This is a genomic window from Pontibacter lucknowensis, from assembly GCF_900156415.1.
GTDB lineage: Bacteria > Bacteroidota > Bacteroidia > Cytophagales > Hymenobacteraceae > Pontibacter > Pontibacter lucknowensis.
In genome coordinates this window covers 248,514-260,562 of the sequence record NZ_FTNM01000005.1, presented here as the reverse complement: position 1 = coordinate 260,562, position 12,049 = coordinate 248,514, and the positions used below count along the sequence as shown (strand labels likewise).

7 protein-coding genes are annotated in these 12,049 nt (G+C 53.1%); 1 reads left to right on the top strand and 6 read right to left on the bottom strand.

The features are described 5' to 3' along the window. Positions 1-6: 6 nt before the first annotated feature. From xylA to BW972_RS16040, 6 genes are all read right to left on the bottom strand, one after another. Positions 7-1,338, bottom strand: coding sequence for a xylose isomerase (gene xylA / locus BW972_RS16065; RefSeq protein ID WP_076422856.1), 1,332 nt, complete (start codon positions 1,336-1,338; stop codon positions 7-9). Between the two features lie 26 nt (positions 1,339-1,364). Beyond that, positions 1,365-2,849, bottom strand: coding sequence for a xylulokinase (locus BW972_RS16060; RefSeq protein ID WP_076422855.1), 1,485 nt, complete (start codon positions 2,847-2,849; stop codon positions 1,365-1,367). 6 nt (positions 2,850-2,855) lie between these two features. Beyond that, positions 2,856-4,037: an endo-1,4-beta-xylanase gene (locus BW972_RS16055; RefSeq protein ID WP_076422854.1), complete on the bottom strand. Its 1,182-nt coding sequence runs from the start codon at positions 4,035-4,037 to the stop codon at positions 2,856-2,858. A gap of 208 nt (positions 4,038-4,245) precedes the next feature. After that, on the bottom strand, positions 4,246-5,004 hold the full coding sequence (locus tag BW972_RS16050) for an SDR family NAD(P)-dependent oxidoreductase (RefSeq protein ID WP_076422853.1): 759 nt from the start codon (positions 5,002-5,004) through the stop codon (positions 4,246-4,248). A gap of 13 nt (positions 5,005-5,017) precedes the next feature. After that, positions 5,018-7,183, bottom strand: coding sequence for an alpha-glucuronidase family glycosyl hydrolase (locus BW972_RS16045; RefSeq protein ID WP_076422852.1), 2,166 nt, complete (start codon positions 7,181-7,183; stop codon positions 5,018-5,020). A 70-nt stretch (positions 7,184-7,253) separates the two neighbouring features. Next, positions 7,254-8,297 carry a LacI family DNA-binding transcriptional regulator gene (locus BW972_RS16040; protein ID WP_076422851.1) on the bottom strand — a complete coding sequence of 348 codons (1,044 nt, stop codon included), beginning with the start codon at positions 8,295-8,297 and terminating at the stop codon, positions 7,254-7,256. Between the two features lie 717 nt (positions 8,298-9,014). Here BW972_RS16040 and BW972_RS16035 point away from each other — a divergent pair. Then, positions 9,015-12,044, top strand: a complete 3,030-nt coding sequence (locus BW972_RS16035; protein WP_234986413.1) for a SusC/RagA family TonB-linked outer membrane protein — start codon at positions 9,015-9,017, stop codon at positions 12,042-12,044. Positions 12,045-12,049 lie beyond the last annotated feature (5 nt).

The following is a 12,049-nucleotide window of genomic DNA, read 5'->3' as shown; positions in this document are numbered from 1 at the left end:
CAACTACTAGATAAAGCGATTGATCAGGTTCTCCAGGTACTCCTGGCGGCCACTTCTCACTTCCGGCTCACCTTGCTCCACAGCGTAGTCGCGCAGATTCTCCAGCGTCAGTTTGCCTTCCTCGAACTCCTTGCCCTTGCCGCTGTCAAAAGAGGCATAGCGCTCTTCCCGGATTTTTTTGTAATCGGAGTGTTGCAGGATGTTGTCGGCCGTAATCAGGGCGCGGGCAAAGGTGTCGGCACCTCCGATGTGGGCGTAGAACAGGTCGGCCGGATCGGTGGAGTTTCTGCGGATCTTGGCGTCGAAGTTGATGCCGCCGCCCTGCAGACCACCCGCCTCCAGGAATACCAGCATGGCCTCTGTCAGCTCGTTGATGTTGTTCGGGAACTGGTCGGTGTCCCAGCCGTTCTGGTAGTCGCCGCGGTTCGCGTCGATAGAGCCCAGCATACCCGCATCAGCGGCCACCTGCAGCTCGTGCTGGAAGGTATGGCCAGCCAGGGTGGCGTGGTTCACTTCGATGTTCAGTTTAAAGTCACCGAGCAGGTCGTACTGGCGCAGGAAGCCGATCACAGTGGCGGCATCGTAGTCATACTGGTGCTTGGTCGGCTCCATCGGCTTCGGCTCGATAAAGAAGGTGCCCTTGAAGCCCTGGCTGCGGGCATAGTCTTTGGCCGTGTGCAGAAAGCGGGCAAAATGCTCCTGTTCGCGCTTCATGTTCGTGTTGAGCAAGGTCATATACCCTTCGCGACCACCCCAGAACACGTAGTTTTCGCCGTTCAAAGCGATGGTAGCGTCCAGTGCTGCTTTTACCTGCGCGGCCGCGTGCGTGAGCACATGGAAGTCGGGGTTGGTAGAGGCGCCGTTCATGTAGCGGCTGTGCGAAAACACGTTGGCCGTGCCCCACAGGAGCTTTATACCTGTCTCCTGCTGTTTTTGCTGGGCATAATCTACCATGGTCTGCAGTCGGCGCTCGTTCTCCTGGATGTCGTTGCCGTAGTCCACCACGTCCACATCATGGAAACAGTAGTAAGGCAGCCCCAGCTTGGAGATGAACTCGAAAGCGGCGTCCATTTTATCTTTGGCTCTGCCGATCACGTCGTCCTGTTTGTTCCAGGCAAACCTGAGCGTAGGTCCGCCAAAAGGGTCAGAACCGTCGGCGTTAAAAGAGTGCCAGTAGGCCACGGCAAAGCGCATGTGCTCTTTCAGGGTTTTGCCTGCCACCACGCGGTTCTCGTCGTACCAGCGGTAAGCCAGCGGATTGTCCGATTCAAGCCCCTCGAACTTGATCTTGTCGATGCCTTTGAAATATTCAGTCTGGGATAAGGTATGATTTGCCATAAGGTTTGCGGTTTAGCTATATGAGGTTAAATTTCATTCAGTTGTTTCTCCAGCAGCGCTTTCCACTCTTGGTACACCGGTTCGTACTGGTCGATGGCTTTGGGCTCTACCACCTGTATTTTCTTGCTGTTGGTAAAGGCCTCTTCCTCTGATTGAAAGGCTTTCACCCCGATGCCTGCCCCCAGTGCGGCGCCTACGCTGCCGTCGTTCTGGTACAGCTCCACGGGCACATGCGTGGCGTTCACAAAGGCTTCGGTAAAGGAATCGCTCAGAAAAAGGTTAGCTTTGCCTGCCCGGATGATGTTGGGGTTCATGCCGTTCTCGCGCATAATATCCAAGCCGTAGCGGAAGGCGAAGGCGATGCCCTCCTGCACGCCGCGGAACAGGTGCGCCTTGGTGTGCAGGTTCAGGTCGATGTGGTGGAAGTGGGTGCCAACGATTTTGTTGTTGAGCATGCGTTCGGCCCCGTTTCCGAAAGGTATAACGCGCAGCCCGTTGCTGCCGACAGGTATAGCAGATGCCAGTTGGTTCATCTCGGCGTAGCTTATACCCGTGCCGGCAATGGTTTTTATCCAGCGGTTGAGGCTGCCCGTGCCGTTGATGCAGAGGAGCACACCCAATCGTTTTTCGTCGCCGGCATAGTTTACGTGGGCAAAGGTGTTCACACGCGACTGCGGATCGTAGATCAGTTTGTCGCTCACGCCATATATTACCCCCGAGGTGCCTGCGGTGGCGGCTACTTCACCGGGCTTCAGCACGTTCAGCGACAGCGCATTGTTCGGCTGGTCCCCTGATTTATAGGTCACGGGTATACCTGCTTTCAGCCCCAGCTCTTCGGCCACAATTTTGCTCACAACGCCGTGCTCCGAGAAAACAGGTTTGATGTCAGGTATAAGGTTCCTGTCGAATTTGTAGTAGTTGAGCACGTCCTCCGACAGCTGGTCATCCTGAAAATCCCAGAATACGCCTTCTGACAGCGCCGATACGCTGGTGGTGATGCTGCCCGTCAGTTTCATGGCCACGTAGTCGCCGGGCAGCATGATTTTGTCGATGTTGTAGTACAGTTCCGGTTCGTTGGCTTTCACCCAGGCCAGTTTGGAGGCCGTGAAGTTGCCAGGAGAGTTGAGCAGGCGGGCCAGGCTTCGCTCTTCGCCGATGGCTTTGAAGGCCTTGTTGCCAATCTCCACGGCGCGGCTGTCGCACCAGATGATGGAGTTGCGGAGTACCTGCTGCGCTTTGTCCACTACCACGAGGCCGTGCATCTGATAGGCGATGCCGATCGCGCCGATTTCCTGCGGATTATACCTGCCGGTGGCGTTGGCTTTTTGCAGCGCGGCCTTGGCGTGCTCCCACCACATCTCCGGTGACTGCTCGGCCCATCCCGCCTTCGGGGAGATGATGTCGGATTCTTCTTCCGGATACTGCGCCGAGGCCAGGCAATCCTGCGTTTGGGCGTCTACTACAGATACTTTGATGGACGATGTGCCTATATCTATACCTAGTAAAAGCATAAAGAATTATTGTGCGTTGGCTTGTTTGTTTACAGGTTGCAATACCGCCTCCAAGGCTGGTTTCGGTTGGTAGTTGCGGTCGAATAACAGCGGGTAGCTGGTGCGGCCCTTGATCGGCCAGTCATTGAGCCAGGAGTTCGCATCAGACACTCCCCAGAAGGTCACGCGGCTGATTTTGTCGCTGTGCTTGCGGAAGAGCGCAAAGATGTCGGCGTAGCGCTGGGCCAGTTTCTGCTGCACAGAATCAGGTAGGCCGTTGGTGTAGACATTATACTGCTCGTCAAACTCAAATGTCGCGTCGATGTCGGCGCCGTTACGGTTGCTCGGGTTGGGCAGCACGTCAATGTCCAGTTCAGTGATCATTACTTTGCCTAGTTTAGAGAAGGCGATGATGCTCTCTTCGATCTGCGCTATACTGGGGTTCTCCAGCCCCCAATGCCCTTGCATGCCGATGCCGTCTACGCGTATACCTTTCTCCTGCAGGTTTCGCACTAATCGGATGGCCCCGTCGCGTTTGGCAGGCTTCCACATGTTGTAGTCGTTGTAGTACAGCTCGGCCTCAGGGTCTACTTCGTTGGCCAGGCGGTAAGCCTTTTCCAGAAATTCCTCACCCGCAATGGTCAGCCACTTGGACTGTCGCAGCGTGCCGTCGTCGTTTAGCGCTTCGTTCACTACATCCCAGCCGTGCACCTTGCCCTTATACCTGCCCGCCACGGTGCGGATGTGCCCTTCCATGCGCTGCAACAGTTGCGCTTTGCTGGCGGGCTTGCCTTTGCCGTTCTCAAACACCCAGTCCGGTGTCTGGTTGTGCCACACCAGGGTATGGCCAATCAGCTCCATGCCATGCTGCTCGCTCAGCGCCACCAACGCATCGGCTGGCTCGAAGTTATACTTGTCCGGCTCCGGGTGGATAGGACCCCACTTCATGATGTTCTCTGCTGTGAGGCTGTTGAAATGCTGCGTGATGACAGGTATAGCGTCCGCATCCTGGCCCATCGCCTGTCGTCCGTTGAGTGCCGCGCCTATTGTGAATTCACCTTCAAAAGCAGCCTTAAGTGAGTTCGGAGCTGCTATAGCTGCCTCTGTTTCGGTAGTAGTAGCGTTGGCATTCTGCTGCGCATCGTTACAGGAAAAGGTTAGTGCGGCAGTCAGGAGCGAAGAGGCGAGTAAGGTCTTGTGTAGGCGCATAATGTTGGTTTTAAGTGTCTCGGAAAATTTTAAGTAGCTTAACAAAAGAACTTAAGTCAAAGGCTTCTGGGCTTTAAGCAAAACCAATCAGCTCGTTCTATACCTTGGTTTCTCTGTTCCTCTTTTAAGCAAGGCGCCTTACTGATGGCGGTATCCCTTATTTAAAAGCGGCAAAGCACCGATCAGAGCTTGTGCTGTCGTTACTTTTCTAGAAACCGATGGAGTTGCCACCGTCAACGGGCAGCACGGTGCCGGTTACGTAGCGGGCGCCTTCGGTTGAGAAAAAGTAAACGGCATCGGCCACGTCGGCAGGTTCGCCCAGTTTGCCCATCGGTGTTCTGGAGAGCACCTTGTTTTTGCGTTCCGGATCGTTGTTCAGGGCTTTGGCCGACATGTCGGTGGCAATGAAGCCAGGGGCCACACAGTTCACGCGTATACCTTGCGGCGACAGGTCCACAGCCATGGCTCTCGTCATCCCTTCGATGGCTGTTTTGGAGGCGGTATAGGCAATCACCTTCGGTATACCGTATTGAGACGCCATGGAACTGATGTTCACGATGGCACCGCTGCCGTGTGGGAGCATGGTCTTCACCACTTCCCGGCTCAAAGCGAAAACGGAGCTTACGTTGGTCAGGAGTATCGTCTGAAATTCCTCGTCGGTCACTTCCGTAAAAGGCTTTTTCATGTTGATGCCCGCGTTGTTCACCAGAATGTCGATGCGGCCATATTCCTCCACAATGTGCGTTACCAGTTCCGGTATCTGTGGCAGGTTAGTCAGGTCGAAGGCGATGTAGGTGCACAGCTCCCCAAAAGCCTCTTTGGCTGCCTGCAGTTTTTCTTCGTTTCGGCCAATGATGATGGTGCGGATGTTGTTTTGCACGAACTTCCGGGCAATGGCATAGCCCAAGCCGGATGCACCGCCTGTTACGATGGCTGTTTTTATACCTGTGTTTGAATCTGAATGCATAATTTCTGTGTGTTTAGATGCCAGGAACAAATTTTGGGTCCAGGCGCATATAGTGCTCCAGCGTATAGGCTGGCTTTTCTAAGTCTTGCGGAATCGGGCGTTTGGAGAAGGTCTGAAAGTAGAGGAGGCAGGCATCTCGCCACCATTTCGCTTCTTTTTCCTGCATATTCAGGAAGGTTTTCACGTGCTGGAACCGCTCTTCGTCCACCTGCTCCTGCATGCTGTCCCAGATCTGTTGCATCTGCTGCACGCCTTTCACACCGTCGCTATACCTATAGCACAGCTCGTCCCACAGCGTTCTGCCCGATTTTACTTTGTAGTCCCAACCCACATGGTGGAACCACAGCAGATATTTCTCGGGCACCTGCTTCAGGTTGCCAAACTGCTTGGCTACTGGAGGGAAGTACTGTGCTACGGCATTGCTACCCGTCTTGGTGCGGTCAAAACCGATACCGTTTTCATCTGCCTTGTGGTAGTACACCGAAGTCCAGTCGGCGCGGTGCTTGTCTTTTATCCAGGGGCCGGGGCCGTAGTGGTGGTCCCAGGCCATGATGTGGTGCAGGCCAAGCGGAGTCATATAGTTCACCACCGTTTCATGTGAGCCCAGCATGATTTCCTTTACCGGCTTCACAAAGGCTAGGGTGTTCGTAAACGTCATGCGCACCCATTCATCCGCGATTTCTTCAGAAGAGAGGCTGTGGTCCCAGGCGAGGCGGCCGAAGCTATACCAGTTGGCCTGCCCGAAGTGGTGACCTGTCCAGTTGCGGTCAGTGCCGATGTTGGCCACACCCGCTATACCTGTGAGCGAGTGCTTGTGCAGCGTACCGTCTATGTCTTTGGCCACCGTGGAGCCTTTGCCCTTGGCGTGGGTGTCAGCGTCCAGCGTCTCCTTGTACATCGGGGAGAGGTAGGCCAGACTAGTGCCCTGCCCCAGGTACTCCTGCGTGATCTGGAATTCCATCATAAGCGGAGTTTTCGGCATGGCACCGAACAGTGGGTGGAAAGGCTCGCGCGGCTGAAAATCGATGGCCCCGTTCTTCACCTGAACCAGCACATTGTCGCGGAAGGTGCCGTCCAGTGGTTTGAATTCGTTGTAGGCCTGCTTGGCGCGGTCGTCGGGCTCCTTGTCGTCGTACACGAAGGCGCGCCACATGACAATACCCCCGTAAGGGGCCACGGCATCGGCCAGCATATTGGCACCTTCGGCATGGTTGCGGCCATAGTTCTGAGGGCCCGGCTGCCCCTCGGAGTTAGCCTTCACCAGGAAGCCGCCAAAGTCAGGTATAGCCTTGTAGATTTCGTCTGATTTTTCTTTCCACCAGGCTTGCACCTGTGGCTCCTGCGGGTCTGCAGTTTTCAGGCCGCCAATCTCGATGGGCGCACTGAAACGGGCAGTCAGGTATACCTTCAAACCATAAGGGCGGAAAGCATCAGCCAGCGCGGCCACTTTAGCAATGTAGTCTGCCGTGAGCACCAGGGCGTTGGCGTTTACGTTGGTGAGCACCGTGCCGTTGATGCCGATGGAGGCGTTTGCGCGGGCGTAGTCGATGTAGCGCTGGTCAATGTAGTCGGGAAGGCGGTGCCAGTCCCAGAGCGAGAAACCGGAGTAGCCCCGCTCCACAGTGCGGTCCAGGTTATCCCAGTGGTTGAGCACGCGGTGCCGGATTTTTGGCTTGCTACTCAACGAGAGCTTGCTGATGTCCTGGTTCGTTTGCAGGAGTCTCAGGAAATGGAAGCTGCCATAGAGCACCCCGATGTCTGAGTTGGCTGCAATCAAGGTATAGGAGCGGCCGTTTTGCTGTGTGCTGAGCAAGAGGTAACCTTCGTCACCAAGCGGTTTCAGGCGGTCTGTTATACCTGTGTTTTTGATGAAAGCGGAGCTGGCAGGGGTTCCCGCCACCAGCGCAGGTGATTGGCCGGGCGCCTGCGACACTTTCACCGCCTGCCCCAGCAAGCCATTCAGGCCCGACTGTAACTCTTTGCGTACGGCGGCAATAGTGGGGGAGTCGCCGGTAACAACCAGCTCACCAATGGCCTGCCGGTAAGCGGACAACTTGGCGGCGTCCTGCACCAGGTCATAACGCTGCCAGAGTCTGTAGCCGTCTTCGGCGCATACCTGTTGGTGCGTGGTCAGGCTCAGGAGCAAGAGAAGCAAAACGAGTAAAGGTTTCTTGTGCATGCGGTTTGCTTTTAAGGTATAAACCGGAACAGGTATAGCACTACTACAGTGCTATACCTGCCCGACAGAATTAGGCCAGTCTGGCCTTCGCTTTCTCTTTCTTCTGCGAAGATTCCCGCACTACCAGTTCCGAGTTTAGTGTGATAGTGTTGGTGATGCTCACATCTGACACGCCGTCCAGATAATTGATCAGGCTTCTGACAGCCACTTCGCCCATCTCGTAGCCAGGGTAGTTCACAGAGGTCAGGTTAGGCTCGATGATGCGCGTGATAGGGTCGTTGTTGAAGCCCACGACGGCAATATCATCAGGTATAGCGATGCCGGCTTGTTTGAGGGCCTTGATGCAGCTCACGGCGCAGTTGTCGTTGGCCACGAAAATGCCGTCAGGCCGCGGGTCCATCTCCAGAATTTTCTGTACTGCCTCTTCACCCGCCTTCTCGCTTAGGTCAGTCTCTATGATATAATCCTCCCGAGAGGCGATGTTGTGATCCATCAAAGCATATTTATATCCCTTGAGCCTGTCTTTGTACACATTGATGCGGTGGTTGCCGCTGATGTGTATAATGCGCTGGCAGCCTTGCTCGAGTAGATGTGTGGTAGCTTTGTGCGCAGCCTGAATATTGTTGATCACAATACTGGTGCATTGCTTGTGCTCTGGCACCCGGTCATAAAACAAAAGCGGTATGCCTTTGCTGAAGAAGGGCTCAAAATGGTCGATATTCTCCGTGTCGTACGCCACTGAAACCAGTAGCCCATCTACACGGCTCTCGAACATGGTTCTGGCATTGGCGATCTCCTTCTGCGCATTTTCCAGTGACTGGCTTATGATCAGGTTATAGCCGGCCTCGTTTGCCACTTTTTCCATACCCGCCATTACCGACGACTGGAAATTACTGTTCAGGAGCGGCACGATAACACCGATGGTATTGGTGCGCTTTTTTCGGAGGTTGCTGGCGAAGGCATTGGAGCGGTAGCCCATCTGCGCTGCCGCATCAAATATTTTCTGTTTGGTACTCTTGTTTACAGCCGGGTGGTTGTTTAGTCCCCTGCTTACTGTGGTAGGGGAGATAGATAATTCCCTGGCTATATCATATATGGTTATTTCCTTCTCCATTGCGGGTTCGTAGCATGTTTAAACAAAGTAATGAAATCGGTTGCAATAATAAAAGTCTATGTACGGTTTTGTTTTGCAAGAAGACTAAAAAAATTGAGTACTTAATCACCTTTTATAATACGAAATATTGCGATCTGGCTTAGTTATGTGCTAGGTTAAGGTGCTTTGTGTGTTTTTGTATGATTGTGCTGTATTTTTAATAGCAAAATATCTGCTCAACCAAACAGCTTTTAAAGCGTATCAGGGATAAAATCTTAAAAAAGTTTCTGCAATCGGTTGCAATTAATAAAAATAAGTTACAAGTTTACTTTGCTATTGAGCAATTACTCACTTTTAGAATGCCGCCTATAAGAGGTGTTGTTATAAGAGTGCCAGTGCAAGTACCCATAAGCATGAGCAATATAGTGATTTTGAGGTTTGGGTGCTGAGATGGAAGTGATGGAGTAAGCAGATGAGCAAGATTAGATATAGCCGGTAAGTGTGAATTGGAAGTGAGAATGGCTAAGGTTTAGAGAATGCTCTAGTGGTCCGGCAGCAGTGCGTGTCGGAATTGATAATACCAGATCAAAGGCAATAATACCAAGCAATACCATTAAAGCAAATTCAAATCAAACCTTAGCACTTATGAAATGTGATTTTACTGAAAATCTAAAATTGTTAACCAGGCGGTTGTGGGAACCGAAGGTTTTCAAAGTAATAACTGTGCTGCTCATGTGCATGGCAACAGGCTTTCATGCGCTGGCACAGGGGAACGCATTCAGTGTTTCTGGCCGCGTGACAGATGCTGCAACAGGAGAGGGGTTGCCAGGGGTGACGGTGCTGTTGAAAGGCTCGACCACAGCCGCTCCGACTACTGCCACTGGCGACTACACGATCAACCTGCCTGACGGAAACGGCACACTCGTGTTTACCTATATAGGCTACACTTCTCAGGAAGTGCCTGTTAGTGGGCGCTCTACAGTCAATGTGAGTTTGCAGACCGATGCCAAAGCGCTACAGGAAGTTGTGGTGGTAGGCTATGGTACCCAGCGAGCTGAAGCCGTGACAGGTTCAGTCGCATCGATAGGTGGAGAGGCCATGCGTGACGTGCCATCAGCCAACATCTCGCAGGCCCTGCAGGGGCGTCTGCCAGGTGTTGAGTTCACACAATCTTCTTCACAGCCGGGTGCCGCCATGCAGATCCGTATTCGTGGCACGCGCTCGCTTACTGCCGAAAACGACCCGCTGGTAGTGCTTGACGGTATACCTTTCGCCGGTTCTATAGCCGACATCAATCCCAATGACATTAGAAGCATTGATATTCTGAAGGATGCCTCTGCAACAGCTATTTACGGTTCACGTGGTGCTAACGGGGTGATATTGGTAACAACTTACAGAGGAAATGCGGGGCAAAAAGCGAGCATCAACTACAACAGCTTTTTTGGGGTGAAGAATGTTTTCGCCAAGTACCCGATGATGAACGGGCCTGAATTTGCGCAGCTTCGTCGTGATGCAGGTGGTGTTTTCACTAACTCACTGGACGAATCGGATGATGTAGACACCGATTGGCAGGACCTCTTTTACAGAACCGGCATCATCACCAGCCATGACCTTGGTATATCAGGGGGGATGGAAAATGGGAGTTACAACTTTACTGCCGGCTACTTTAATGACAAAGGGGTGGTTCCTACCCAGCAGTACACGCGCTATTCTGTCCGTGGTTCTCTTGATCAGGGCATTGGCAAGCTTTTCCGGGTGGGCTTTACGACCTATAACAACTACAATGTTACCGAAGGTTCTAACATAGGTCTTTACAATATCCTGAGCATGTCGCCTCTTGCAGATCCTTACAACCCGGACGGAACCTTTAAGCGCATTATCAGAATGCCGCAGGATGACCAGTGGCTATACACAAGAGAGACGCTTAAAGGGATAAGAGATCAGTGGTTGAGTGAAACAAGATCATTCGGCTCCTATAATACATTGTATGGCGAAGTGGCTATACCTGGGGTGGAGGGTTTGAAATACAGAGCCAACCTGGGCTTGAACTATCGCCAGAGCCACGGTGGTGCCTACACAGGGCAGGGGATCAACACTGTGAACGAAACAACACCTTCTACTGCCTCGATCAGCAACGCGCAGACTGTGGATTGGACCATCGAAAACCTGTTGATGTACGACCGCACTTTTGCGGGTAAGCACAATGTGAACTTAGTGGGTCTTTACTCTGCCTCCGAGAACACTTATAACAGATCGCGTATTGCAGCCAGAGACATTCCGGCCGACGCTTTTCAGTTCTACAACCTGGGTCAGGCCGCCGGCGAGATCACCATCAACCCGGGTGAGCAGCACTATACGAAATGGGGTCTGCTGTCTTACATGGGGCGTGCCATGTATTCCTACGACGACCGCTATATGCTGAGCCTCACCGTTCGTTCAGATGGTTCTTCGCGTCTGGCTCCAGGCCACAAGTGGCATACCTACCCAGCCGTATCAGCCGGTTGGAACATTGTCAGAGAGTCTTTTATGGAGAATGTGAGCCTGGTGAACATGCTGAAACTGCGTGCAGGCTACGGACAAACCTCTAACCAGGCTGTTGAACCTTATGCAACGCTCGGCCGCCTCGGCACCAGACCCTACAATTTCGGTCCTGACAACTATCAGACGGGCTTGTATGTAACCGAAGTGCCGAATGCCGGTCTTGGCTGGGAGTTCTCCAAAACCTGGAACTACGGTTTGGATTTCTCCATCCTGAATAGCCGCCTGTCGGGTACTGTAGAATACTATGTGACCAATACGGAAGATATTCTTCTTAGAGTGAATCTGCCTTCCACATCAGGTGTGAACTCGGTGGTGTCGAATATCGGGGCTACCCAAAACAAGGGCCTTGAGATCGGTTTGAATGGCGTGATCATCGAGAACCTGAACGGCTGGACCTGGGAAGCCGGCTTGAACGTGTATGGCAACCGCAATAAAATTGTGGCCCTTGCCTCGGGAGCTGAGAGAGATGAGCAGAACTGGTGGTTTGTAGGCCAGCCGATCAATGTGATCTACGACCACGAGCGTATCGGCATCTGGCAGGAAGAAGACCCGCATCGTGATATTCTGGAGCCAGGCGGAAACGCAGGGATGATCAAGGTGAAGTATACCGGCGACTACAATGCCGACGGCACACCGACCAGGGCCATTGGTCCTGAAGACCGCCAGATACTGAACGTGAATCCAGACTTCCAGGGAGGTTTCAATACCCGCATATCATACAAAGGCTTTGACCTGAGCGCTGTGGGTGCCTTCCAGAGCGGCGGTATTCTGATTAGCACGCTACACTCAGCCTCCGGCTACCTCAACATGCTGAGCGGACGCCGTAACAACGTAAGTGTTGATTACTGGACCCCGGAGAACACCGGTGGCAAGTATCCAAGACCAGGTGGCATAACAAGCGGTGACAACCCGAAATACGGCAGCACCCTCGGTTACTTTGACGCCTCTTACATGAAGATCCGCACCATCTCACTTGGCTATAACTTCGGAAGCAGCAACTGGGTGCAGCGTGCCGGTATTGGCAACCTGCGTGTGTACGTAACGGCACAAAACCCATTCGTGCTATTCTCGCCATTCCACAAAGAGTCAGGCATGGATCCGGAGACCAACTCGTACGGCGACGAAAACGCGGCAGTAACTACTGCCTACCGTCCACGCTTGCTGACTATAGGTACAAACTCACCATCGACCCGCAATTTCCTGGTTGGTCTTAATGTGACATTCTAAAAGAG

What these genes read in the sequence shown, in the direction of transcription:
- xylA (WP_076422856.1), bottom strand. Translation starts at nt 1,338, where the DNA reads ATGGCAAATCATACCTTATCCCAGACTGAATATTTCAAAGGCATCGAC.
- BW972_RS16060 (WP_076422855.1), bottom strand. Translation starts at nt 2,849, where the DNA reads ATGCTTTTACTAGGTATAGATATAGGCACATCGTCCATCAAAGTATCT.
- BW972_RS16055 (WP_076422854.1), bottom strand. Translation starts at nt 4,037, where the DNA reads ATGCGCCTACACAAGACCTTACTCGCCTCTTCGCTCCTGACTGCCGCA.
- BW972_RS16050 (WP_076422853.1), bottom strand. Translation starts at nt 5,004, where the DNA reads ATGCATTCAGATTCAAACACAGGTATAAAAACAGCCATCGTAACAGGC.
- BW972_RS16045 (WP_076422852.1), bottom strand. Translation starts at nt 7,183, where the DNA reads ATGCACAAGAAACCTTTACTCGTTTTGCTTCTCTTGCTCCTGAGCCTG.
- BW972_RS16040 (WP_076422851.1), bottom strand. Translation starts at nt 8,297, where the DNA reads ATGGAGAAGGAAATAACCATATATGATATAGCCAGGGAATTATCTATC.
- BW972_RS16035 (WP_234986413.1), top strand. Translation starts at nt 9,015, where the DNA reads ATGGCAACAGGCTTTCATGCGCTGGCACAGGGGAACGCATTCAGTGTT.